Raw genomic sequence first — 22,231 nt, 5'->3', positions numbered from 1 at the left:
TTGGCCAGTTCAAAAGATCAGAATTGAAAGGAAAGAAAATCATGAATCTATGGGATTTATTCGTGGCACTGGTTTTAGGAATTGTCGAAGGATTAACAGAGTATGCACCTGTCTCGTCTACAGGGCATATGATCATTGTTGATGATCTTTGGCTAAAATCAAAAGACATCATTACGCCAGAGGCTGCAAACACATTTAAAGTCGTGATTCAGTTAGGTTCTATTTTAGCTGTCATGATCGTGTTCAAAGATCGTATTTTGAACTTGTTAGGCTTAAAGAAAAATATCACAGAAGAACAAAAGCGCAGCGGACATAAGCTGACCATTGCTCAAATTGCTGTTGGACTCGTCCCAGCCGTCATTTTAGGATTCTTATTTGAAGATTATATTGATAAATATTTGTTTGATGTGAGAACGGTCGCTGTCGGTTTGATTTTGGGGGCTGTGCTGATGCTTGTCGCTGATTGGATCAATAAACGTAAAACAGAAACAAGCTCTGTGGATAATATGACGTACAGACAAGCGCTGTATATCGGGCTATTTCAATGTTTAGCACTATGGCCAGGCTTCTCGCGTTCAGGTTCTACAATAGCAGGTGGTGTTATTCTTGGACTGAATCACCGAGCGGCGGCTGACTTTACGTTTATTATGGCCATGCCGATTATGGCGGGAGCAAGCCTCTTAACACTTGTTAAAAATGCCGAATATTTAACAACAGACATGCTTCCATTCTTTATTGTGGGCTTTGTGAGTGCGTTTATTGTGGCTCTCTTTGTTGTTCGATTCTTCCTAAAACTGATTAATAAAATCAAACTTGTGCCTTTTGCGATCTACCGAATTATCCTAGGTCTGATTTTATTCATCATGTTTATGTAATGATGGAAAACTACTCTTTTAAAAGAGTAGTTTTTTTGTTGTTTTGCCTTTTTAAACAGTAAAAATGGCCTCTTAATTGGTAGAAAAAGAAGTTTTTTCTTAAATTAGTGTTTAAGTGACAAAGAAAAGGGTAGTACATAAACATACCAATTAAAGGAGGAGTTAGAAATAATGAGGAAAACAAGTAAATTTTTTGTTAGCTCTATGATTGCTACGTCAATGGTTGCTGTCCCTTTATCTCTTACGACTTTTGGTCAAAAGGCTGAAGCTGCTACGACAACAGGTGTCGATGGAAGTGTCTCGATTGATCCAGTAGCCATTGCCGATAAAATTGAACAAGCAGTAAAATCATCTCAAAATCGTGATGGATTTGTAAAAAATGCGGCATACAGTGCATTCTATGAAGCAGGTCAAAATTACAACGTAGTTGTTCAAAACTTAAGCCAAGATCATGATTTTAGCGGACTGAACAATGTTGTTTATTATGATAGTGTTGAATATGACGGCATTACGTTTGGTATTTGGGTATTTGAAGATGGTACGTTTGTCAACAATGGTGACGGGGGCTATATTAACTGGACTTTTGTTGGCAGCTTTGACCGCGAAGAAGGAAGCGGTACTGTCGATTTCCATAAAAGATTCTAACCTCAACGTCAAAAGTCTGCCGATCCATCGGCAGACTTTTTTTAAAGCGCACATTCTTCTATTTCAAAACCTAAATCTTCAATGATGTGATGATCGGTTTGAACTTGCTGTCCTTTTGTCGTTAAATAATCGCCTACAAAAATAGAGTTCGCTGCATATAATGCGAGAGGCTGAAGCGTTCGTAAATTAAACTCTCTTCCCCCAGATACTCGAATTTCCTTAGCCGGGTTGATAAATCGCATCAGTGCCAAAACCTTCAACGCTTTGATCGGATGTGTGCGTTCTTGATGTTCAAGAGGCGTTCCTTCAATTGCATGGAGAAAGTTGACGGGAATCGAATCCGCATCAAGGGCTCTAAGCGCAAAAGCCATTTCGACAATTTGTTGATTGGTTTCGCCCATCCCAATAATAACCCCTGAACATGGTGACATCCCTGACTGTTTGACCTGATCAATGGTCGATACGCGGTCATCATAAGTATGAGTCGTTGTAATTTGAGCATGATGATCTTGATGTGTATTGAGATTATGATTATACCGATGAACACCCGCTTCCTTCAGCCGCTTTGCTTTTTCTTCATTTAATAACCCAAGGCATGCACACACCTTCAAAGGCATCGTCTCGGTAATTTCCTTTACTGCTGCGGTGACTTCATCTAATTCACGGTGCGAAGGTGCTCTCCCGCTTGCTACAATACAATAAGTCCCCGCTTTTCTTTTTAACGCCTCACGCGCACCGGCCACAATGGTTTTTTGGTCAAGCATTGTATATCTCTCAAGCAGAGTTGTTGAAATCACCGATTGTGAACAATACCCGCAGTTTTCAGGACAATATCCGCTTTTGGCGTTAAAGATCATATTTAATTTCACCTTTTTTTGAAAAAAATGAAATCTCACCTGATAAGCAGCATGCATAATAGGCAGCAACTCTGCGTCGTCTGCTTCAAGAATATTTAGACCTTCTTCCATCGTAATTGGTTCATGATTGATGGCTTTCTTCACGATCGTTTCCCAAGACAAAGACGTTATTTTTCCCATCATAAGCCCCTCTCAATATGTAAACTTATTTTTATTAAAAGTTAACATAATGGATAGAGATTGGCAAGCACTGGTAAGCAGCTTAAAAGTAAAAACACAAAAAGGCGATGAACATGTAGTCATCGCCTTTTCATATGAAAAAAATCGCTTAACGAACAGTAATATAGTTAATAACAAGCTCACCTAGTGAATTATAGTAAGACACTGTAACAGAACCGCGTTGTACAGCACGGATCCAAGTGAAATTTGGAGCAGTTTGGTCTAATTGAATGGCATACGTTGCGCCTGATACAGAAATTTGGCTAGCTGGAAGTGAGACAGCAATTGAAGAACCTACAGTAAGTGTGCGGTTCACTGTAATCACTTTATTCATAATAGGAGCTTTTGCTATAACTGGTTCTTTAGGCTGTGCAGCTGCATGAGCACCTTCAGTTTGGAAGAACGTAAGAGCACCTAAAGCAGCTAAAGACAATGTACAAGCTTTCATTAATTTTTTCATCGGTAACACTCCTTTTTTTGGTATATACATATATTAATAATAATAGAATTATATGTCAATCAAAATAAGTGGAAAAATGAGTATTTTTGGTGAAAATTGTCACATATTATGTAGGGGAAGACGATTTTACCCAAAAAACACATGATTTTTTATTCATATGTCATTCTTTTTTAGGAGGAAAAAGAGACATAAAAAAAGCTGGGTATCTACCCAGCTATGTGATGCTTTATAAAAAGAGATCTTTTATTTGTCGTCTGTCTGTTTTGGCTGACGGCCTTTTTGTTTCTCTTTCTCTCTAATGTAGTTAATAAAGTCGATGGTTTGTCTTCGTGCTTCTTCAGAAAAATCGGAGGCAGCTTTAAACGCAATTTGCAAATCAGGATCATCTGCAAGATCGTCATCAGAGGCGTTTTTGTCTTTACCTGTGAGAAGATAATCTGTTGAGACCCCGTATAACTCGGCGATTTTCACAATCATTTCACCATCTGGCTTTCTCAATCCATATTCCCAGTTAGCATAGGTTGACATCGCCTTTAATCCGAGTTTTTTGGCAACGGTAGACTTACTCCATCCATGTTTCTCTCTTAATTCAGTTAGAATCTTTCCAGTCAAATTATCCATCGGAAACACCTTTTTTTCATATTATGTGTAAATTTTATCATGAATTACACGGAAAAGATAAATAAATACACAAAAAGAATAAAAATTTGATTGACTTACTCGTTTTGTGTATATTATCATAATAAATATAACTTACACATAATGAGTAAGAGGTGGAAACATGAAACTTGAAAATTTACGAGAAGAACGAATATTACAAGGAAAAACACAAACGTATATGGCGAAAAAACTTGGATATAAGTACACGAGTGGCTATGCAAATATAGAAAGGGGCCGAACAAAGCCCAGCTTAGAAATAGCCAAGCATATTGCAGATTTGCTAAATATCGGTGTTCAAGAGCTTTTTTTTGGTCAAAAGTTACACAAAAAGAGTAATAGTCGTAAGGAAGACCGTTCTTAAAAAGGGGAGACAAACAGAATGAATATCGAACATCCGATGGTGACACAAATGAATGATTTCGGCTATCCAAAACGTTACTGGCCATATGAAATGTCCCGAAATGGTTATCGATTAGAGGACGAGAACCGTGAGAAAGGATTTGATGATGATGAGACATCAGATGACATTTGATGCCCGAAAAGAAGCACAGCATTGCCTAGTACAAGCTGGCGGCTGGATCACTTTTCATCAAAAAGAGCCGATGTTTGCTTTCCCCACGGCAGAAGAAAAACGCACATACATGACCCTCATGGCAGAAAAAGACGTTGATGACAATAAGAAGGAAAGGATGAATGCGACATGAATCGATTGAAGCAAATCATGACATTCCTGAAATGTTTGCTCAATGCGGGTCAAAACGAACAAGACATTCGGCAGTGGGCGAAGGATGACGGGAGATCGTAGCATGGTCCTTCATTTTATCATTGAAAAAGAACATTTATGTACAAAAGAGACATTGATAAACAGAATTCAAACAGCCGCTAAAGCGCAATGCACAAGCAAAATAAAAGGCGCATTATCACTCGACATTCGCTCATTTTACAATATGCCCATTGATCTAGCGAACAGCCAAGACACGCGTACATCTGCAGAAAAAGGCTTGATACGCCCGGTACACATCTGCATTCTTCAACCAAATTTGCAGTATATACAAGAAGCACTTCATGCCGTTACCGATGACGCCTCTTTACAGATTGTAGAATTAAGAGTTTCACAGTTTTATAGCATGCGTCCTCGAATGGAAATCATTTTAAATACGATGGGTGATGATATGAGATCCTCACCACCAAATAAGGAGACAAGCATATGAACGAGCCAAAACAACTCATGATTCAAGAAAACCAGACATTTGTCGGTGAAATGGAAAAAGGAAAGATTCAAGTCATTGTGTTAGATGGAAACGTAGGAACGGCTTATATGATGGATGTACCTGAGCATGGAAAAACGATTATTCAAACAGCAAAAGGGCATTTTGCAAGAGTCGATCATGAGATTGGTTTTAAAATCAGCTAGTCTGATGAACAAGAACAACTGAATAAGTCCAAGACGGAAAGCCTGCGGACACTGATCAAGACCCTATAAAAAGGGGCTGATTGGTGTCCGTTTTTTATTTTCTTAAAAAAGGGAGAGAGCACAGATGCAAGATTTACTGATCGAATATAAAAGAAGTTTAAAAGATGCCAGAAAACGATATGAACAATTGAAAGACAAAGAAGAGAAACAGATGTCAGATCAGGACAAACATGATCAAAAAATGATCGCCAGTATGGTCAGTGATTTAGAATACGTGGTGGAATGGCTTCAAATCGGTAGAGAGCCAGGCGCACGCAGAGGATTAGATAGACGGTCTGTGTACCAGCGCACCATTCTTGCTAATCAAGAGGTATTAGAGGCTTTATCACATGAATACACCCTCATTCAAGAGAAAGAAAGAGAGGTAAGTGAGCGGGACAAAAGGCGAATTGACGAAGCCTTATCCGTTTTGACAGATCGAGAGAAAGACGTATTTTTTATGCACACAACGCAGGGTCTGTCATTTAGCGAGATTGCGATCATGCTAGATGTAAAAAAAGGAACAGTCCAAAAACATATGGAAAGAGCTCGGACCAAAATGTCCAAAAAAGTACAAGAACGCCTATTCAGAGCTGCTGAATAGGCGTTTTTTCTTTCATCACATCAATCTTCAAAAGCTTGTCTTACAGTTGCCATCTATAGTTAGAAAGACCAAACGAATGTTTGCTAGCCCGGCACAAATGATTTCTCTTCAGGGAATCATTCGAACTAAAAGGAGGCGGCAGGTGAATGTAAATGAAAGATAAACGGATAGAGGCTAAGCAGGATTATATGAAAGGGATGACGTACCAGCAGCTAGCGGATCATTACAACGTCTCCATCCATACCGTCAAATCATGGAAAAGACGATACGGCTGGCAAAGACAAAAAACACCGTCAAAGCAGGCGCACTCGATTTTTCATCAATTTCTTTCAGATGAAACGATTGAAATCATGGAAAAAATGGATGGGCGCACATCTCTTGATATCATCTGGGATCAAATTCAAATTCAATACGCAGCCATTATTCGAGCGCAGCGCATCATGCATGTAGCAGATCAAGATGACATGATCAAAGAACTGAAAAAGGCGACGTACTTGCCTTCTTCATTAGAGGAAGAAACAGGTGAAGGCATTCATCCAGAGCCAGAGATCACGGCAGAGGAATTTTCGTTTCAATTTTCATGGGATCGGCATGCTACTTTTTTAAATGCCCAATCTCGTGCAATGGGAGAGCTAAGACGGCTGATTAAACAGTTTGAAGAGCTCGCTCATGCGAAAGATGAACGAAGATTAAGGCTGAAGCAAATTGAGCTAACAATCGAAAAAACAAAAAAAGCAGTTCGTGAGGAAAAAGAAGAAGATCTTCATATCATGATCAAAAGAAAAGAGGACGATTCATGACGCCGTTGATTGAAAAAGAAGTCAATCCTCACTTTGAACACTTTTTGTTCGATTGGAATCAAAAGTTTCAGTTTTTAGTAGGCGGCTATGGCTCATCCAAAAGCTATCACATTGCTTTAAAGCTGATCTTAAAGCTGCTTGAGGAAAAACGGACAGCACTTGTCATTCGAGAAGTGTATGATACGCACCGGGAGTCGACCTATTCTCTTTTACAAGAAATCGTCAGCGATCTTGGCATCGATCATCTAGTAAAGTGCCGCAGTTCACCGCTTGCTCTCACTTTTCGCAATGGGAGCAGCATTTTATTTAAAGGACTGGACAAGCCTGAGAAATTGAAGTCGATCAACAACATCTCAATTATTTGGATTGAGGAGTGTTCCGAGGTTTCTTATGAAGGGTTTAAAGAACTGCTTGGAAGGCTGAGACATCCGGTTTTACCTCTTTATATGATGTTATCGACGAATCCCGTTGGTCAGGATAATTGGACGTACAGACATTTCTTTCGAGATGAGCAGCTGAAACGTTTTGTCCTTGATGACGAAACCTTATACAAACAGCGAACCATCGTGATAAAAGATACGTACTATCACCACTCAACAGCAGAAGACAATCTATTTCTTCCTAAAAGCTATGTCAAGCAGCTGGATGAGCTGAAAGAATACGATCCAGATCTTTATCGAATTGCAAGGAAGGGATACTTCGGTATCAATGGCACAAAAGTGTTTCCGCAATTTGAGGTCAGACAGCATGCTGACGTATTAGAAGCGATCGGGCAGATTGAAAGACCGCTGAAACGGGCGGGGATGGATTTTGGATTTGTCGAATCCTACAATGCGCTCATTCGGTTAGCTGTCGATCATGAAAAAAAGTACTTATATATTTATTGGGAATATTACGACCGCGGGAAAACGGATGATGAAACAGCTGTTGATCTGAAAGAATTTGTTGAATCAAAGGAACTCATTAAGGCAGACGCAGCAGAACCTAAAACGATTCACTATTTTCGGCAGCGCGGATTTCAAATGGTCGCTGCACATAAGTTCCAAGGCTCACGTTTGCAATATACAAAGAAAATCAAACGATTTAAGAAAATCATTTGTTCTGATGCTTGCCCTTATACCATCTATGAACTTCAATCACTAACCTATAAGGCAGATAAGAACGGCCGCTTAGAGGAAGATGAATTTCAAATCGATCCACACACATTATCCGCCATTTGGTATGCGCTAGATGATTATGAGGTGACCGATTTGAAACAGACTGCTTCAGAGCGTGTCCGTCCAAACCGAGAGAGGAGGTCCATACAATGAAACAATTAAAAGCAACGATTATGAAGGCCAACATGTCTGATCATACAAAACAAATGTATGAGGATGAATTTTCATACGAAAAAGATGACATTGTCCCCCCGCCCTACCATATCAATGAATTAAAAAGCATGGCAGAATACTCAACGATTCTTCAGCAATGTATAGATGCGTATCGAACAAACATTTTAGGTTTTGGATTTGGGGTGGAATACGCCTTTGATTTTAATGCGGAAGATGTGAAACCGGTCAAAAAGAAGACAGCCGAGAAGGAATGGACAAGACTCGAAGAGTTTACGAAATACATGAACTATGATGAGTCTGCTGACGTAATTCTTGGTTATGTCCTAGAAGACCGGGAGAAAACAGGAAATGGCTTTTTAGAGGTGCTGCGGGATGGACAAGGAAAGCCGGCAGGAATCGAGTATTTGGATGCACTCCATATCCGCATTTGCAAGCTAAGTGAGCCAGTCGACGTCGAATTCCGCTACACAGAAAACGGCGAATTAAAGACGATGAATCGCAAGAAACGATTCCGAAAATATGTGCAGGTCATCAATGAGAAGAAAGTCTTTTTCAAGGAGTATGGTGATCCGCGCATATTAAATTGTGAAACAGGCAAGTACGATGATGCTACACCAGAACCGCTTCAAGCAACAGAAGTCATTCATTTTAAAATTGGCAGTGGGACGTATGGGATTCCCCGCTGGATTGGCAACATCGTCAATATGTATGGCGCACGAAAAGCAGAAGAGCTGAATTATCTTTATTTTAAGCAAGGACGGCATGTACCTGGTGCCATCATTGTCGAAAACGGCATGCTGTCAGAGACTTCTTATCAGCAGCTACAAGATTATATGGATGATATTGAAGGCTCTGACCATGCGCATAAGTTTTTATTGCTTGAAGTAGAAGGGCTTCCGACAGAAAAAGGATTAACAGGTGAAGAAGATGTATCAAATGTCAAAGTGAACTTTAAATCCTTGGCGGAAATCCTGCAAGAGGATGCGCTCTTTTTAGAATACGATGAAAAGACGAGAAACAAAATCCGCTCCGCTTTTCGTCTGCCGCCTATTTACACAGGAGAGTCACAAGATTATAACAAGGCCACAGCAGATACCGCGCGTAAAACAACGGAGGAGCAAGTATTTCAGCCAGAGCGGCATCTTATTACAGGGAAACTCAATACTCTTTTTCTCCCGGATTTAGATATATGGCATGTCCGCTTTCTATTAAATGGCCCTGACTTTAGAGATCCATTAGAGATAGCGAAGGTTCTGACACCATTTATTCAGGCTGGGGCAGTATCGCCAAATGATTTACGAGATCTTGCGGGGCGTATTCTTGGCAAGACGTTAGAGGAATGGCCGGAAGAATTCTACCACCGACCTTTAGAAAGCCGCATAAAAACAGCTGATGGGCTGTCTCCATCTGAGCCAAACCGGCTAGAGAAATAGAAGGACGTGAGCTTTTTTTGAAAGGGGGTGAACATATGCCAAGGGAATTAAAAAACGCAAAAATTACGCATGTTTCCTATGTAGACAGGGCCGCCAACCAAAAGAAATTTTTCTTGATGAAAGCAAAGAAAAAGCAGCCTGACTTTCAAAAAGAAGTCAGTGTCCTGACAAAGGCAGAGGATGCCCATCGTCTCGTATATGGCGTCGTGTATGAACCAAATACACCTGATGCACATCAAGACTTTATGTCGGCCAAAGAAATTGAAAGAGCAGCACACGGTTTTATGAAAGATGCCCGTCACATTGATAAACAGCATGATTTTCAAGACGGTGTTGGCGAAGTCGTCGAATCATACATTGCCCCAGCGGATTTTGAAGTAGGCGGGGAGCTGATTCAAAAAGGATCTTGGGTACTTGTGACAAAGGCATCACAAGATATTTGGGACCAAATTCAGCAAGGCCACATTACAGGCTACTCAATGGCTGGAACAGCAGACATCATCGCAATAGAGGAACACGATCAGCTCCTATCTCAAGAAACGAACGAGAGAGGGCTTTTTTCTTTGCTGAAAAATTTCTTTTTGAAAGAGGAAGGTGCAAATATGCCACAACAATTTTGGAGCGTTTTAGATCATCTGCTGGAAACGTTGCAGTCAAGTGATGGTGATGAATCTAGCGTAAGAGCGGCACTTGAACAATTGATTCCAATTGTGCAGGATGTGTTGAAAACAAATGATGTCCTCCAAACGATTGGCGAAAGACCAGCATCCGTTCAAAAGCAAGATGCCGGATTAACGACTGATCAAGTACGCGAACTAGAAAAAGCAAAAATGGCCATCGACAACGTTTTACAACAAGCGGATAAACAAGGGACAGATCAAACAGGTGAAGAAGAACCTGTACAAAAAGTGCTGGAGCAAGTGGTTGCGCCAATTCGCCATCAGCTCTCTTCCTTAGAGAAATCAGCAGGCAGAGAAAAAGCAGCGATTCAGGATGTGCTTCAGCAACAGCTACTGCCTATTTCAGAGCGGATACACATGCTTGAAAAAGCGCGGGGCATTTCTAAACAAACAAATCACGATACACAAAATGATATGACAAAGCCCATATGGGATGGCTTACTATAAGCCTAAATAAGGAGGAAAAAGTGTGAGAAATCAAGAGTTGATTCGCAAGGCTGAAATGACACTTGCCAGCTTAAAAACAGGCGGTCTCATGAACGCAGCCCAATCCAACACATTCATTAGAATGATGCAAAATACACCAACCGTTTTAAATGATGCACGTATCATTCCAATGGAAAGTGATTCACAAAAAATCGAAAAAATCGGCTTCGGTCAGCGCATTTTACGCCCAGCAGAAGAAGGCAAAGCGCTTGATGCAAAAGACCGTGTTGTCCCAGCGACAAGCACTGTTCAGCTCAATGCAAAAGAAGTCATTGCTGAGATTCATATGACGTACGACAGCATTGAAAACAACATTGAAAAAGACGGGATTCAGCAAACCATTATGCAAATGCTGGCGGAACGAGCGGCAGTCGATATTGAAGAACTGATCGTCAACGGTGATACAACATCACAAGATCCATTTTTAGCTCAAATGGATGGCGTACGAAAACAGGCAGTTTCTCATATTGTCGATGCGAATGGAGCGGAAATTAGCCGTCAAATGTTCAAACAAGGCTATAAAGCGATGCCGTCAAAATATTTACGTGTACCTCAGGATTTCCGTTTTTATACATCCCCAAGTTTAGAGGTCGAGTGGAAAGACCAAGTAGCAAACCGTCAGACAGGTCTCGGAGATGCGGCGATTCAAGGCGGCCTTTCTTCTGCATTCGGTGTTCCGGTCAAAGGTCTTGCCAATATGCAGCCATATGATGAAGCAGGAACAGATGTATCAGATATTTTACTGACACATCCGAAAAACATTATCGTAGGGTTTTCTCGCAATATTCGCATTGAAGTAGAAAAAGATATTCGCAGCCGTAAGTTTATCATTGTTCTGACAGCGAAGCTCGACAGCAAATTTGAGGAAGAGGATGCTGTAGCCAAAGTCATGAAAGTGAAAGAGTAGGTGACAGCAGGCTATGATCATTTCTGCTGAGGAACTACAAGCCTATTCTGTATTTGATCGCGTGAAAAATCGTTCTGTAGAGAGACTAGCGGCAGATATTATTGAAGCAGAAGCAGCGGTATTTCAAATGGTCGGGCACGATTTTACGCATGAAAAATATCAGCCCATTCCTGAAAAAGCAAGGATCGCCTTATTAAAAATGGCCCAGTATTTTGCCATGCTGAATGATGATGAATCCATGATGAAAGGCTTGACTTCAGAAAAAATGGGTGATTATTCATATGCAAAGGCAGCGGACAAAGTGAAAGGCAGACCTTATGTGTATGCCCTTCTTGTTGATTATATTGAACCGTCATTAACTGGCGGCAGCGCCAATTTAAAGGTGAGATCATTATGAGCTATGATTCTCTATTAACGGATCGCTGTGATCTTTTTCACTTAGAGAATGAGGGGGCAGTCCGTGGCAAATTTGGTATACCAGCAGGGGATCTGCAAACGGACCTCACTTATCCTGATACACCAAGTATGAGAGATGTGGCTTGCTATGTTGTAGAAAAAAGCCAGTCACTCGTGCAAGAAGAACCGAATACAGTTATCTATCAGTCCTATCTCGTCCATTTCCCTTTAGCAAGCGACATTCGCTTGCATGACAAAATGGTGTGGAACGGCATCTCACTCAAGTTGCAGCAGCCAAAAAGAGTGAAAAATCATCACATGGAAGTGATGGCCGTCAGAAAGGAAAACTTATGAAAATTGATGGACTTGACCGGCTGCTATCCCAGCTCCAACAGGCAAATAGTATCGGCTTAACGGCGCAATATCAAGAGTGGTTACAGGAAATGGGCTTACAGTTTTTAGACATCATTCAAGATGAAATCATCAAAGAAAAGGCTGTTGATACAGGCCGTCTCCTCAATTCCTTTCAAAAAGGTGACAAGGAGAATTACTTTCTCACTTCCCGAGGCGGGCTCACGCTAGAAGTGGGGACACAGCTTGATTATGCCTCTTACGTGAACGATGGACATGCCATTTCTTCAAATGGAGAACGAAGATGGGTGCCTGGCAGATGGAACGGCAGCCGCTTTGAATATGATCCGAACGCCAGTACTGGCATGATGCTTTCATCTCAATGGATTGAAGGAAATGGGTACTGGGATCATGCCGTCATGCTCTATGAACAAATGTTTGAACACTCGCTAGATCGAAAGCTTCAAAGCTGGATCGATCGACATTTTGGGAGGTGATGGAATGAATCAAGAAGTCGGGGCAATCATGCATTATATATACACACGCTTTCCTGTGAAAATGTATGATCGTCTTCTGCCAGAGCGTTTCCAAGTGCCATCTGTTTATGTGCCGCCAGTGACTGTCATTAGTGGTCCAGATACAGTGTCTACTTTTATGAAATCTTATTCGCTGCAAGTGAAAGTGTTTCATATGGATACAGAAAAAGCGCATGATGCGGCGGAAACAATCGTCGATGCATTGCTTGCTGATCGTCAAATCATTCAGATGATCAGTGAAGATGGAGAGGTGCTTGATGATTATGTCCGCATAAAAAGAGTGGAAACAAGAATCATAGATCAAGGTGTAGCAGCGATTGTCCTGACGTGGGATAGCAGCTATTGGTACAACCGAGATAAACAGCCAAGCCTAGAAGATATCAATTTTTCAGATGGGGTGATCAAACGTGAGCAAGACTAAAAAAACACAGCTCGATCAAACAGCGGGCGAAGAAAAAGAATTTGGCTTTTCATTTGAAGCCTTAAAAGAGCACAGCAAGGATCTTTTTGGGGTAAAACCAGAAATCCTTGAAGGTGCTCTTTTTTATATCAAACATCAACCAATTACAAAAACAGAAGCAAAGAAGCACATCGATGCTTTTTTGTCCAAGGAGGTTTAAAGGATGAACGGAGGCACTTTTACACCAGGTACAGAGAAAAAGCGTCCTGGCATTTACTTTAATTTTAAAACAACAGCAGAGCAGCGAATTACTTTAGGCGAGCGAGGAACAGTTGCACTTCCTCTTGTCATGAGCTGGGGAGAACCAAAAACCTTTATTTCCGTTTCCGATATGGAAGACTTAAATAAAAAGGTCGGGCTCAACATTGATGATAAGTCACTTCTTCTTTTCCGTGAAGCGAAGAAAAAAGCGCAAACGGTCTTGCTTTACCGTCTAAACGAAGGAGAGCCAGCCAAAGCGGAAATCGCAGAAAACTTTGTGGTCACAGCCAATTATGGTGGTCAAAAAGGAAATGAGATTACCATTCAAGTGGCAGAAAATGTACTCGACAGCACAAAGCGTGACGTCATCACCTATCTTGGAACAGATATTGTCGATAAACAGGTGGTCAAAGATGTCAAAGATCTTGTGAAAAACAAATACGTTCAATTTTCTGGTGAAGGCGAAGCGGTCATTACTGCAGGAGCGGCTTTAAGCGGCGGGAAAAACGGTGTGGCAAGTGTCGCAGATTATACAGCTTTCCTAGAAGCAGCTGAAACGGAATACTTTGATGTCATTGCACTCCCAGTCGATAATAGTGAGCAATTAAAAGCAACATTCGCGTCATTTATTGAGCGTTTACGTGATAAGCAAGGACGTAAGGTGCAAGGCGTTGTGGCTAACTATGCAGCTGATCAAGAAGGAATCATCAATGTCACAAGCGGTGTTGTTTTAGAAGACGGAACAGAACTGACGCCTGCTCAAACAACAGCTTGGGTCGCAGGAGCAAGTGCAGGAGCGAATTTTAATCAGTCACTGACCTTTGTTGAATACGAAGGCGCAGTCGATACATTAGAGCGTCTTGATAATGATCAAGTAGAATACCGTTTATCACAAGGAGAGTTTCTTTTCACTTTCGATGCAAGAGACCGCACGGTGAGCGTTGAAAAAGATATTAACTCTTTGACAAGCTTCACGGTTGAAAAGAACCAGCAAATGGCGAAAAACAAAATCATCCGTGTGCTAGATGCAATCAACAATGATTTAACATTTGAACTGAAAAATTTGATTAAATTACGCAAAGCCAATGGCAATGACATTCCAGCATCAGACGACGGTGTGCAGCTTGTGAAAACACTGATTACACAGTATCTCACACAACTTCAAGATGGAAGCGGCATTACAGGCTTTAACTCAGAAACAGATATCGTCATTGGCCTCAATGAAGATCGTGATGGATTTATCATCGATTTAGCAGTACAGCCAGTAGACGCAGCAGAAAAATTCTATTTCAATGTGGAGGTGAAGTAAGATGGCTTTTAAAGCGCAAAATACAATCTCAGGTAAAGAAGGTCGTCTTTTCTTAGAAGGTGAGGAGCTTGCCTTTATCAAAACGTTTGAAGCAAACGTGGAGAAAAATAAATCAGAAGTGAATGTGATGGGCCGCCGAATGACTGGTCATAAAACAACAGGGGCAAACGGAACAGGAACGGCAACATTCTATAAAGTTACGTCACGTTTCGTTCAACTTATGCTCAACTATGTGAAAAAAGGGGAAGATCCTTATTTCACTCTTCAAGCGGTAATTGATGATAAATCATCAGGCCGAGGCACAGAGCGTGTGACATTATTCGATGTCAACTTTGATTCAGCTAAAATTGCTGGACTAGATGTTGATTCAGAGGCACTTGAAGAAGAAGTTCCATTTACATTTGAAGACTTTGATCTGCCTGAAAAGCTGAAGAATTCTTTCTAAGAAATGCGGAGGAAATTAGCTAATTAATTAGCTAAATAAAAACCAAATATGCTATAATGCAAATGTAATGAAAAATGAATGCATTTGTAATGCACATTGCATTCAATGACACACAAAATGATGTTTACATGCAAAGCGATTTGCATACAATAAAAAGAAGCCAGGATGCGCTAACATCCCGGCAATGTACAATGAGGCCCTTCAAGGGGCTGGCTTATCAATTAGATAGTTTTAAGGATAGACTTTCCCTTTCACCTACCAAAGCTCAAGGGGAGTCTATTTTTTGTTTATATACGTCAACAAAGCAAGGATAAACATCCCGAATAAAAGCATTAGGGAAATCGCTTGGAACGTTGACATGAGCATCACCCCCTTCCTATCGGGGATGAGCCAGACACCCTTGAGCAAGCCGTTCAATTGTACGAGTTATATTATACATGAAAAGATTGGAAAGCACATTCAAAAATGGATGTGCTTTTTTGTATTCAAAAAACAAACAAAAGGGAGTTTTTAAACATGAGCGAAAAACAAACATTTGATCTTTCATTTTTTATGCCAGGACAAACAGTAGAAGCGGAAGAGGTCAAAGTGCCAATTTCTAAGCGTTTTGTTGATAAAAAAGGGAATGTCATTCCTTTTGTCTTCAAAGCGATTACCACGGAACGTATTGATGAACTGGAAAAAGAAAACACCACGTTCAAAAATGTCAAAGGCAGAGGCCGTGTGAAAGACTTAGACAGCCAGCGCTTCTACGCACGGATTGCCATTGAATCGACGATTTATCCAGATTTCCGCTCAAAGGAATTAAGAGAAGCCTACAGCACACAAGATCCAGTTGAAGTTGCAAAACGTGTTTTATCTGTCGGTGGTGAATACGCAAACTGGTTAAACAAAGCCATTGAAATCAACGGATTTGAAGACGAAATTGAAGATTTAGAAGACGCAGCAAAAAACTAATAAAAGATGGGGATAAGGAAGCAGTGTTTTTATATTACGCCATGCATGAGCTTCACTATTCCCCATCAGAACTTCTCGATTTATACGAAGCACCAAGACAATTTAAGGCATTCTTATTCGGACTCATCAGCTACAAGCTCGATATGCTAGAAAAAGAAGCAAAGAAAGGAGGGAAATAAACTGGCGAAGCTCACTGCACGATTTGAATTAGAAGACAAAGTATCAAAGAAGCTGTTGCGCATTCAAAAACGATTTCAAACGTTTGAGAAGCAGCTCAAACCATTTAGAAAACCGATGAAAATAAGCCTGGAAATGGATGAAAAGAAGCTAAGGAAATTCAATTTATCGATGAGAAGGTTTTCTGTATTGTCCATGAAGCTAGATCAGGGGATCTATCGTGATCTCAGATCATTAGCAAACCAGCTGAACATGATACCGAAACAGATGGTCATATCGATTCAAGCAAAAGGACTAGATGTCATTAAATCCAGTATAGATCGATTGAAACAATCCGGAACAAGTCCAATCCTGTTGACGTTCAAACTGAATGATCAGTTGTCAGGAAAAATGTCATCAATCAAAAAATCAATCCTTCAGCTCATGAACAGAACGTACTATATGAGATTAAACATGGTTGACCAAGCCACCACTGCCATTCAACGAATCAAAAAGACACTCAAAAGCTTGACAATGGCTAAACACGAAATCAGAGTATCTGTTCAAGACAATGCAAAGAGTAAGTTGAAAAAACGAGATCAGGCAGAGTCAGTTGTGAAAGAACAAAATATAAAAAAAGAACCTGAGGCTGTTAGTCCGCCAGTTAAAACGGATGAACCTAAACAGGATTGGCTCCAGAGCCTTGCTAATAAAGGGTTAAATGAAATTCAAAAATATGCAGGTGATGTTGCAGACAAGGTGAAAGAAAAATTAAGTCCTAGAAAGTTTTGGGACGAAAAGGCACTTCCTTGGGTTGAAAATAAACTGGAAGAGTACAAGCAAGATGTGATCGGAAGAATAAAAGAGAAGATTAAATTTAATCCTGAAAAAAAACTAGATGAATTGGTGACCAATGTATTTGATCGTCTCTTTGGTGCAGGTGATCAATCGAATGGAAGTAGCACTCCAGCGCCAACAACAGCGCCAACAACAGCGCCAACAACAGCGCCAACAACAGCGCCAACAACGGCACCAACAACAGCGCCAACATCCACACCATCAAATTCAGCTCCCAATAAGAAATCTAAGCCGCGAGGTGGTAAAGGTTTGTTTCGCAATAGTTGTTGTCCCTGTTGTGCAAGAGGTTTAAGCAGGGGAGGATCTACTAAAACTAAAAATAGAAATGGTCAATCACCAAGACAACCTAGAAATCCAAATGCCACAACAAGAACCGAAATGAATAGAAGACCTCCAAGTAAATTAGGGGATGCGTTGAAAAATATCGGTAAAGGGAGCGGTAAATTATTAAAGAAAGTACCTATTCTAGGCAGTGTACTTAGTGCAACAAATCTAATTGGTATGAAAAAAGAGAATGCTGGTGAAAAGATCGGTGCGACTGGAGGAGGAATCGCCGGTGGAATGGCAGGTGCTGCAGCAGGTGCTGCTATTGGCAGTGTAGTTCCAGGGGTAGGTACAGCCATAGGCGGCTTAGTAGGCGGCATCGCTGGAAGTATGGGTGGAGAATCTATCGGTGAAACAATTGGAAAATGGTTTGATGGCGGTGGATTTGAGAAGATTGGCCAAAAGGCCATTGAAATCAAAGATCAAATTGTTGAAGTGTGGTCTACAGTTGCGGACTGGTTTATACAAAATGTGTGGACACCATTAAGCAGCACGGTTGGCACAGTAGCAACCACAATCTGGTCAAGTCTAGTCAATGCATGGACATGGATACAAGAAACATTCAGTGCAGTTGCGGGCTGGTTTATCGAAAATGTGTGGACACCGTTAAGCGATACAGTTATTACGGTAGCAACCACGATCTGGTCAAATCTAGTCAATGCATGGACATGGATACAAGAAACATTCAGTGCAGTTGCGGGCTGGTTTATTGAAAACGTTTGGACACCGCTAAGCGACACAGTCGTTACGGTAGCAACCACGATCTGGTCAAGTCTAGTCAATGCATGGACGTGGATACAAGAAACATTCAGTGCAGTAGCAGGCTGGTTTATTGAGAATGTGTGGACACCGCTAAGCAGCACAGTTGTCACAGTCGCTACGGGGATTTGGACAGCATTATCAAATGCGTGGAAAACCATTCAATCAATTTTTGGAGCAGTATCCTCTTGGTTTATGAACAATGTATGGAATCCGCTTGTAGAAACGGTTGGAACCATCAAAGATAGCATTGGGAAGAAGTTTGAAGAAGCGTATAAAGTGGTGACAGATATATGGGATGGATTATCCAAATGGTTTAAAGATAATATTCAGACACCGATCGTAAAAGTGGCAGGTGCCATAAGTGATGGTTTTTCTAAAGCATTTAACTGGGTTAAAAAGATTTTTGACAAAGCGGGCGATGGCATTAATTTTGTAGTAAAACATTTATTTGGAGATCCTGATAAAAAAGCCACAGGCGGCTATATCACCCAGCCTACCTTATCATGGATTGGTGAAGCGGGTAACGAATTTGTCATTCCAACTCAAAATAACCGGGGCCGTGGGAAGATGTTGCTTGCACAAGCTGCTTCTCATCTTGGAATGTCTGTTGTGCCAAGCAGCAGCGGAGCAGCAAGTCCAGTTTCTAGCTCTCCAGCTCCAATAACGCCAAATGCTCCAGCAGCTCCAACTGCTTCTGCCGGTTCAATTGGTGGAACGGTTTCAATGAATGGAAACATCCAATCTGCCAGCATAGGTGAGCAATTTAATCATGATTTTGAACAAGGGCTGAATCAAAAAGTGGTTTCACTTGATCAATGGAAGCAAAAAAACATTCAGCAGCCATTTAATCAAATGACATCAGATTCAGGAAAGTACGGACAACAAACGGTATCGGCATTTGCTACTGGCCAGCAAATGACACCAACAGGAACTGATAGCTTTTTGCAAAGTCGTGTAAAAGCACCATACCAACAAGTGATGACAGCATCACCAACTTGGGGTTCTGGAACTGTTAGTGGCTTTGCAACAGGTCAAAATGCCACATCAATTGGCACAAGCCAATACGTAGACCAACACGTCAAACAACCATTCCTGCAAGCCAAACAAGAATCACCAGGATGGGGTTCAGGAATGATCGATGCCTTCAATAGCGGCATGCGTTCAAAAGCAAGTGAAGTCACACAAGCTGCCAAAGAAATGGCGAAGAAAGTGGAACAGGCGTTTAGAGAAGAACTAGACATTCATTCTCCTTCGCGTGTCATGATGAGTCTAGGGAAATTCGCATCGATTGGTGTCGTCAAAGGGCTCGATTCAGTTGATGTGAAAAAGTTTGCTGAAAATCAAGCGGGTTCATTAATCGGAGCGTTCAGCGGTATGGGTGCTTCAGGTCTTAGTGTTCAGCAATGGCTCATGGCAGCTCTGATGGCGACTGGCACATCGATGAGCTGGCTTCCAGGTCTTATGACAATCGCTCAGCACGAATCAAATGGTAACCCGAAAGCCATCAACTTGTGGGATTCCAACGCCAAGAAGGGAACGCCTTCTAAAGGGTTAATGCAAACCATTGGGCCGACCTTTCATTCTAATAAAGGCAAGGGCATGAATGATATTTGGAACCCAATTCATAATGCCGTAGCAGCCATTAACTACATTAAGGGCAGATATGGAACAGTCTTCAATACACCGGGATTACGGAGTATGAGAAGAGGCGGTCCTTATAAAGGCTACGCCAATGGCGGATTGATTACTCAGGAGCAGGTAGCTAGAGTCGGTGAAGGAAACAAACGCGAGTGGATTATTCCAGAAGAAAGAGGCATTCGCGGGAGATATTTATTGACGCAGGCAGCAAAGGCACTTGGGATGCAAGTCTATGATCCATCAAATGCATCTGCTCCTTTACCAGAATCACAGATGCAGCAAGTTACCTCAGCACAGTCAGCTGGGAATACAACAACGTCTGGTAATAAACAAATCACCATCCAGTTTAATGGTGATCAGCATTTCCATAATGGACAGGATCAGCAATCGCTTGTCGAAAAAATTAGACAAATGCTTGTAGACGAATTGGAAGTAGAGCTTCAGATAGGAACGAAAGGGGTCGTGATCGATGGGTAAATCAGTGTATCAATTGTGGATTTCCCAAGGCAAGGAGAAGTTGCGATTCCCTGTGCTTCCATCCGAACTTGAGATCACAAATAATGTACAAAATGAAACAGTGAAGGTCTCCTCCTTTGGAGAACTGACTTTTATTGATGTACCATCGGCTAAACAAGTATCATTCACCTCATTATTTCCTAAGAAATATTCGCCAATTGCTGAATATAAAAGCATTCCATCACCAGAGAATGCAATAGCGAAAATTGAACGAATGATGCGTTCAAAGAAGTCTGTGCGACTGATTGTGACAGGGACTAAAATCAATATGACGTGCAGCATTGAGAGCTTCACACACAAGGAAGGGTCTTATGACATAGGGGATCGTGAATTTACGATCGAGTTAAAGGAATATAAAACCGCATCGCCTAGGAAAATCAAACGAAAGAAAAAAGCAAAACAAACCAAAAAGAAAAGACCCTCAAAAACACCACCAAAATTGTACACTGTCAAAAAGGGAGATACTCTGTGGGCCATTTCAGGCCGTTTTTATGGCGATAGTACAAAATGGCGGCGTATTTGGAATGCCAATAAAGCAGCGATGATCAAACGAAGTAAACTCAATATTAAACAGCCGGGATATTGGATTTTTCCAGGGCAAAAATTGAAAATACCACAATAGGGGGGCTGACATTGATTGAGCTTTTTGCCATCAGAAGCGGCACGATGTATGAGCTTGTCACAGAGAGTGTGACACTTCAGGGGCAAAGGTATCAGGCCCCTCGCTCTATTCAGGCGAATATTATCACAAAGCAAGGCAGTCAAACATATTACCGTGTCTCAGAAGGAGACACGGTTCTTTTTAAATGGAAAGGAAAAGAGCTGTTCAGAGGCATCGTGTTTTCTAGGACGCCTGTTGAAGGAAAGCTGACCTTTACCGCATACGATATGCTCCAATATTTAGTGAAAAACCAAGATGTATATGTTTTTTCAAATCAACGGGCAGATCAAATTTTGAGGCGGATCGGGGCAGACTTTCAAATTCCTATGACATCCATCGCAAATACAGGACATGTCATGAAGTCTCTCGTTTTTAAAAATGACACGAGTTTATATGACATCATTTTAAAAGCATTGAAGGAAACGAAGCGGCAAACCGGTAGAAATTATCAAATTTTTTCTGCTAAAGGCAAGATGGGGCTGAGAGCTTGGCCCGATCCAGAGGACGTGTGGGTCATTGAATCAGGCGTCAACCTCATCGGTTATCAGTACAGCACCTCCATTGAAGAGACAGCAACACGTGTGAAGATGCGCACGTCTGTAGACGAACAGGGGAAGAATAAGAAAAAAGGTAGCAAATCAGATATTGTGGTGATCGAACAGGATAAAGCGGGTCAGAGTAAGTACGGCATTTTACAGCATGTGGAGACGGTCACAGGTCAAATCAACCAGCCGCAGCTTCAAAAAAGAGCGAAAGTACGCCTAGCTGAGAAAAAAGGCGTCAAACAAGAAGTGAAAAGCATACAAGCACTCGGAATCCCTGAACTGCAAAGCGGTCTGCCAATCTATTTGAAAATCCCTGAAATCAACATCAAAAAAACCTACTGGATCGATCAAGACAAGCATGAATTCAATGGAGTGAAGCACACCATGACAATTGACGTCGTTGAGAAAAATTCCATGCCAAAGGGTGATCAAGCATGAGATTAAGTGAAGCAATTAAACGACTCGCTGTCAATGCAGTAGACGCAGCTTCTCCAATTGATCTGGTGATTGGAGAGGTCACAATGGCTTCGCCTCTTCACATCCGATTAAATGAAAATAGTAAGCTGATCATTCCGGAAGAACTGCTTATTTGGCCTAAACGCTTAAATAAGGGTGAGGATGATGAGTTGAAAAGGGGAGACAGCATTATGGTACTTGCAATGGCAGGAGGGCAGTCCTTTTACATCATCGACAAATTGTAAGGGAG

Annotated in this window: 30 protein-coding genes; 26 read left to right on the top strand and 4 right to left on the bottom strand. The window is 41.3% G+C overall.

The annotated features are described in order from the left end of the window. Window positions 1-41: 41 nt before the first annotated feature. Both N521_RS00440 and N521_RS00435 read left to right on the top strand, forming a co-directional pair. The gene (locus tag N521_RS00440) at window positions 42-875 is read left to right on the top strand and encodes an undecaprenyl-diphosphate phosphatase (RefSeq protein ID WP_035390159.1); all 834 of its coding nucleotides are present in this window, start codon (window positions 42-44) and stop codon (window positions 873-875) included. A gap of 171 nt (window positions 876-1,046) precedes the next feature. Further along, complete coding sequence (locus tag N521_RS00435; RefSeq protein WP_007500557.1) at window positions 1,047-1,520, top strand: hypothetical protein; 474 nt, start codon at window positions 1,047-1,049, stop codon at window positions 1,518-1,520. Window positions 1,521-1,561: 41 nt separating this feature from the next. On the opposite strand, the gene bioB is transcribed toward N521_RS00435, so the two are convergent. From bioB to N521_RS00420, 3 genes are all read right to left on the bottom strand, one after another. Further along, window positions 1,562-2,557, bottom strand: a complete 996-nt coding sequence (gene bioB, locus N521_RS00430) for a biotin synthase BioB (protein ID WP_035389221.1) — start codon at window positions 2,555-2,557, stop codon at window positions 1,562-1,564. Window positions 2,558-2,705: 148 nt separating this feature from the next. Beyond that, the gene (locus N521_RS00425) at window positions 2,706-3,056 is read right to left on the bottom strand and encodes a hypothetical protein (RefSeq protein WP_003213146.1); all 351 of its coding nucleotides are present in this window, start codon (window positions 3,054-3,056) and stop codon (window positions 2,706-2,708) included. Window positions 3,057-3,299: 243 nt separating this feature from the next. After that, window positions 3,300-3,677 (bottom strand): helix-turn-helix domain-containing protein, encoded by a 378-nt coding sequence (locus N521_RS00420; protein ID WP_007500560.1) that lies wholly within the window; start codon window positions 3,675-3,677, stop codon window positions 3,300-3,302. Window positions 3,678-3,837: 160 nt separating this feature from the next. On the opposite strand from N521_RS00420, the gene N521_RS00415 reads away from it, so the two are divergent. From N521_RS00415 to N521_RS00335, 18 genes are all read left to right on the top strand, one after another. Beyond that, a complete protein-coding gene (locus N521_RS00415; RefSeq protein ID WP_035389219.1) occupies window positions 3,838-4,077 on the top strand; it encodes a helix-turn-helix transcriptional regulator in 240 nt (79 codons plus the stop codon). Between the two features lie 18 nt (window positions 4,078-4,095). Next, window positions 4,096-4,248, top strand: a complete 153-nt coding sequence (locus N521_RS19590; protein WP_008344135.1) for a hypothetical protein — start codon at window positions 4,096-4,098, stop codon at window positions 4,246-4,248. Continuing rightward, complete coding sequence (locus N521_RS00410; protein ID WP_223255589.1) at window positions 4,226-4,420, top strand: hypothetical protein; 195 nt, start codon at window positions 4,226-4,228, stop codon at window positions 4,418-4,420. Before N521_RS19590 ends, N521_RS00410 begins: the two co-directional genes overlap by 23 nt. A gap of 102 nt (window positions 4,421-4,522) precedes the next feature. Then, window positions 4,523-4,927 carry a RusA family crossover junction endodeoxyribonuclease gene (locus tag N521_RS00405; RefSeq protein ID WP_017358980.1) on the top strand — a complete coding sequence of 135 codons (405 nt, stop codon included), beginning with the start codon at window positions 4,523-4,525 and terminating at the stop codon, window positions 4,925-4,927. Window positions 4,928-4,944: 17 nt separating this feature from the next. Next, window positions 4,945-5,130, top strand: a complete 186-nt coding sequence (locus tag N521_RS00400; RefSeq protein WP_370648332.1) for an XtrA/YqaO family protein — start codon at window positions 4,945-4,947, stop codon at window positions 5,128-5,130. Window positions 5,131-5,254: 124 nt separating this feature from the next. After that, window positions 5,255-5,773, top strand: a complete 519-nt coding sequence (locus N521_RS00395) for a sigma-70 family RNA polymerase sigma factor (protein WP_024719695.1) — start codon at window positions 5,255-5,257, stop codon at window positions 5,771-5,773. A 152-nt stretch (window positions 5,774-5,925) separates the two neighbouring features. Continuing rightward, the gene (gene terS / locus N521_RS00390) at window positions 5,926-6,573 is read left to right on the top strand and encodes a phage terminase small subunit (RefSeq protein WP_008344125.1); all 648 of its coding nucleotides are present in this window, start codon (window positions 5,926-5,928) and stop codon (window positions 6,571-6,573) included. Window positions 6,574-6,581: 8 nt separating this feature from the next. Further along, entirely contained in the window at window positions 6,582-7,883 is a 1,302-nt protein-coding gene (locus N521_RS00385) for a PBSX family phage terminase large subunit (RefSeq protein ID WP_160758062.1), read from the top strand. After that, on the top strand, window positions 7,880-9,337 hold the full coding sequence (locus N521_RS00380) for a phage portal protein (RefSeq protein WP_035389215.1): 1,458 nt from the start codon (window positions 7,880-7,882) through the stop codon (window positions 9,335-9,337). Before N521_RS00385 ends, N521_RS00380 begins: the two co-directional genes overlap by 4 nt. Before the next feature lie 35 nt (window positions 9,338-9,372). After that, entirely contained in the window at window positions 9,373-10,464 is a 1,092-nt protein-coding gene (locus N521_RS00375; protein ID WP_035389213.1) for an XkdF-like putative serine protease domain-containing protein, read from the top strand. A gap of 22 nt (window positions 10,465-10,486) precedes the next feature. Beyond that, complete coding sequence (locus N521_RS00370; RefSeq protein WP_035389210.1) at window positions 10,487-11,410, top strand: phage major capsid protein; 924 nt, start codon at window positions 10,487-10,489, stop codon at window positions 11,408-11,410. 13 nt (window positions 11,411-11,423) lie between these two features. Beyond that, window positions 11,424-11,807 carry a protein YqbG gene (gene yqbG / locus N521_RS00365; RefSeq protein ID WP_007500574.1) on the top strand — a complete coding sequence of 128 codons (384 nt, stop codon included), beginning with the start codon at window positions 11,424-11,426 and terminating at the stop codon, window positions 11,805-11,807. Continuing rightward, on the top strand, window positions 11,804-12,160 hold the full coding sequence (locus N521_RS00360) for a YqbH/XkdH family protein (RefSeq protein WP_017358987.1): 357 nt from the start codon (window positions 11,804-11,806) through the stop codon (window positions 12,158-12,160). The genes yqbG and N521_RS00360 overlap by 4 nt, the downstream gene beginning before the upstream one ends. Beyond that, a complete protein-coding gene (locus tag N521_RS00355; RefSeq protein ID WP_017358988.1) occupies window positions 12,157-12,654 on the top strand; it encodes an HK97 gp10 family phage protein in 498 nt (165 codons plus the stop codon). Before N521_RS00360 ends, N521_RS00355 begins: the two co-directional genes overlap by 4 nt. Window positions 12,655-12,658: 4 nt before the next feature. After that, window positions 12,659-13,114 carry a phage tail terminator family protein gene (locus N521_RS00350; protein ID WP_017358989.1) on the top strand — a complete coding sequence of 152 codons (456 nt, stop codon included), beginning with the start codon at window positions 12,659-12,661 and terminating at the stop codon, window positions 13,112-13,114. Further along, window positions 13,101-13,313, top strand: a complete 213-nt coding sequence (locus N521_RS00345; RefSeq protein ID WP_008344108.1) for a YqzN/YkzM domain-containing protein — start codon at window positions 13,101-13,103, stop codon at window positions 13,311-13,313. Before N521_RS00350 ends, N521_RS00345 begins: the two co-directional genes overlap by 14 nt. A gap of 3 nt (window positions 13,314-13,316) precedes the next feature. Then, the gene (locus N521_RS00340; RefSeq protein WP_017367936.1) at window positions 13,317-14,663 is read left to right on the top strand and encodes a phage tail sheath family protein; all 1,347 of its coding nucleotides are present in this window, start codon (window positions 13,317-13,319) and stop codon (window positions 14,661-14,663) included. A gap of 1 nt (window position 14,664) precedes the next feature. Further along, window positions 14,665-15,108 (top strand): phage tail tube protein, encoded by a 444-nt coding sequence (locus tag N521_RS00335; protein ID WP_003213309.1) that lies wholly within the window; start codon window positions 14,665-14,667, stop codon window positions 15,106-15,108. A 276-nt stretch (window positions 15,109-15,384) separates the two neighbouring features. Here the strand turns inward: N521_RS00335 and N521_RS19750 are convergent, their stop codons facing one another. Further along, window positions 15,385-15,441, bottom strand: a complete 57-nt coding sequence (locus N521_RS19750; RefSeq protein ID WP_229200408.1) for a putative holin-like toxin — start codon at window positions 15,439-15,441, stop codon at window positions 15,385-15,387. A 183-nt stretch (window positions 15,442-15,624) separates the two neighbouring features. On the opposite strand from N521_RS19750, the gene N521_RS00325 reads away from it, so the two are divergent. Genes N521_RS00325 through N521_RS00305 form a run of 6 tightly spaced genes read left to right on the top strand, consistent with a single transcriptional unit; the run spans window position 15,625 to window position 22,226 of the window. Beyond that, on the top strand, window positions 15,625-16,065 hold the full coding sequence (locus N521_RS00325; protein ID WP_008344099.1) for a phage tail assembly chaperone: 441 nt from the start codon (window positions 15,625-15,627) through the stop codon (window positions 16,063-16,065). 41 nt (window positions 16,066-16,106) lie between these two features. Further along, on the top strand, window positions 16,107-16,244 hold the full coding sequence (locus tag N521_RS19515) for a hypothetical protein (RefSeq protein WP_008344097.1): 138 nt from the start codon (window positions 16,107-16,109) through the stop codon (window positions 16,242-16,244). Between the two features lies 1 nt (window position 16,245). Further along, window positions 16,246-20,280, top strand: a complete 4,035-nt coding sequence (locus tag N521_RS00320) for a transglycosylase SLT domain-containing protein (RefSeq protein ID WP_442852759.1) — start codon at window positions 16,246-16,248, stop codon at window positions 20,278-20,280. Beyond that, a complete protein-coding gene (locus N521_RS00315) occupies window positions 20,273-20,941 on the top strand; it encodes a LysM peptidoglycan-binding domain-containing protein (protein WP_008344093.1) in 669 nt (222 codons plus the stop codon). Before N521_RS00320 ends, N521_RS00315 begins: the two co-directional genes overlap by 8 nt. An 11-nt stretch (window positions 20,942-20,952) precedes the next feature. Next, the gene (locus N521_RS00310; protein WP_008344092.1) at window positions 20,953-21,963 is read left to right on the top strand and encodes an XkdQ/YqbQ family protein; all 1,011 of its coding nucleotides are present in this window, start codon (window positions 20,953-20,955) and stop codon (window positions 21,961-21,963) included. Then, complete coding sequence (locus tag N521_RS00305; RefSeq protein ID WP_017358996.1) at window positions 21,960-22,226, top strand: DUF2577 family protein; 267 nt, start codon at window positions 21,960-21,962, stop codon at window positions 22,224-22,226. Before N521_RS00310 ends, N521_RS00305 begins: the two co-directional genes overlap by 4 nt. Window positions 22,227-22,231: the final 5 nt, after the last annotated feature.

The organism is Bacillus sp. UNC125MFCrub1.1, from assembly GCF_000701305.1.
Lineage (GTDB): Bacteria > Bacillota > Bacilli > Bacillales > Bacillaceae > Bacillus > Bacillus altitudinis.
Note: the sequence above shows the minus strand (reverse complement) of the source record. Positions and strands in the feature narration are given on the sequence as shown.

What these genes read in the sequence shown, in the direction of transcription:
- N521_RS00440 (WP_035390159.1), top strand. Translation starts at nt 42, where the DNA reads ATGAATCTATGGGATTTATTCGTGGCACTGGTTTTAGGAATTGTCGAA.
- N521_RS00435 (WP_007500557.1), top strand. Translation starts at nt 1,047, where the DNA reads ATGAGGAAAACAAGTAAATTTTTTGTTAGCTCTATGATTGCTACGTCA.
- bioB (WP_035389221.1), bottom strand. Translation starts at nt 2,557, where the DNA reads ATGGGAAAAATAACGTCTTTGTCTTGGGAAACGATCGTGAAGAAAGCC.
- N521_RS00425 (WP_003213146.1), bottom strand. Translation starts at nt 3,056, where the DNA reads ATGAAAAAATTAATGAAAGCTTGTACATTGTCTTTAGCTGCTTTAGGT.
- N521_RS00420 (WP_007500560.1), bottom strand. Translation starts at nt 3,677, where the DNA reads ATGGATAATTTGACTGGAAAGATTCTAACTGAATTAAGAGAGAAACAT.
- N521_RS00415 (WP_035389219.1), top strand. Translation starts at nt 3,838, where the DNA reads ATGAAACTTGAAAATTTACGAGAAGAACGAATATTACAAGGAAAAACA.
- N521_RS19590 (WP_008344135.1), top strand. Translation starts at nt 4,096, where the DNA reads ATGAATATCGAACATCCGATGGTGACACAAATGAATGATTTCGGCTAT.
- N521_RS00410 (WP_223255589.1), top strand. Translation starts at nt 4,226, where the DNA reads ATGAGACATCAGATGACATTTGATGCCCGAAAAGAAGCACAGCATTGC.
- N521_RS00405 (WP_017358980.1), top strand. Translation starts at nt 4,523, where the DNA reads ATGGTCCTTCATTTTATCATTGAAAAAGAACATTTATGTACAAAAGAG.
- N521_RS00400 (WP_370648332.1), top strand. Translation starts at nt 4,945, where the DNA reads ATGATTCAAGAAAACCAGACATTTGTCGGTGAAATGGAAAAAGGAAAG.
- N521_RS00395 (WP_024719695.1), top strand. Translation starts at nt 5,255, where the DNA reads ATGCAAGATTTACTGATCGAATATAAAAGAAGTTTAAAAGATGCCAGA.
- terS (WP_008344125.1), top strand. Translation starts at nt 5,926, where the DNA reads ATGAAAGATAAACGGATAGAGGCTAAGCAGGATTATATGAAAGGGATG.
- N521_RS00380 (WP_035389215.1), top strand. Translation starts at nt 7,880, where the DNA reads ATGAAACAATTAAAAGCAACGATTATGAAGGCCAACATGTCTGATCAT.
- N521_RS00375 (WP_035389213.1), top strand. Translation starts at nt 9,373, where the DNA reads ATGCCAAGGGAATTAAAAAACGCAAAAATTACGCATGTTTCCTATGTA.
- yqbG (WP_007500574.1), top strand. Translation starts at nt 11,424, where the DNA reads ATGATCATTTCTGCTGAGGAACTACAAGCCTATTCTGTATTTGATCGC.
- N521_RS00360 (WP_017358987.1), top strand. Translation starts at nt 11,804, where the DNA reads ATGAGCTATGATTCTCTATTAACGGATCGCTGTGATCTTTTTCACTTA.
- N521_RS00355 (WP_017358988.1), top strand. Translation starts at nt 12,157, where the DNA reads ATGAAAATTGATGGACTTGACCGGCTGCTATCCCAGCTCCAACAGGCA.
- N521_RS00350 (WP_017358989.1), top strand. Translation starts at nt 12,659, where the DNA reads ATGAATCAAGAAGTCGGGGCAATCATGCATTATATATACACACGCTTT.
- N521_RS00340 (WP_017367936.1), top strand. Translation starts at nt 13,317, where the DNA reads ATGAACGGAGGCACTTTTACACCAGGTACAGAGAAAAAGCGTCCTGGC.
- N521_RS00335 (WP_003213309.1), top strand. Translation starts at nt 14,665, where the DNA reads ATGGCTTTTAAAGCGCAAAATACAATCTCAGGTAAAGAAGGTCGTCTT.
- N521_RS00325 (WP_008344099.1), top strand. Translation starts at nt 15,625, where the DNA reads ATGAGCGAAAAACAAACATTTGATCTTTCATTTTTTATGCCAGGACAA.
- N521_RS19515 (WP_008344097.1), top strand. Translation starts at nt 16,107, where the DNA reads ATGCATGAGCTTCACTATTCCCCATCAGAACTTCTCGATTTATACGAA.
- N521_RS00315 (WP_008344093.1), top strand. Translation starts at nt 20,273, where the DNA reads ATGGGTAAATCAGTGTATCAATTGTGGATTTCCCAAGGCAAGGAGAAG.
- N521_RS00305 (WP_017358996.1), top strand. Translation starts at nt 21,960, where the DNA reads ATGAGATTAAGTGAAGCAATTAAACGACTCGCTGTCAATGCAGTAGAC.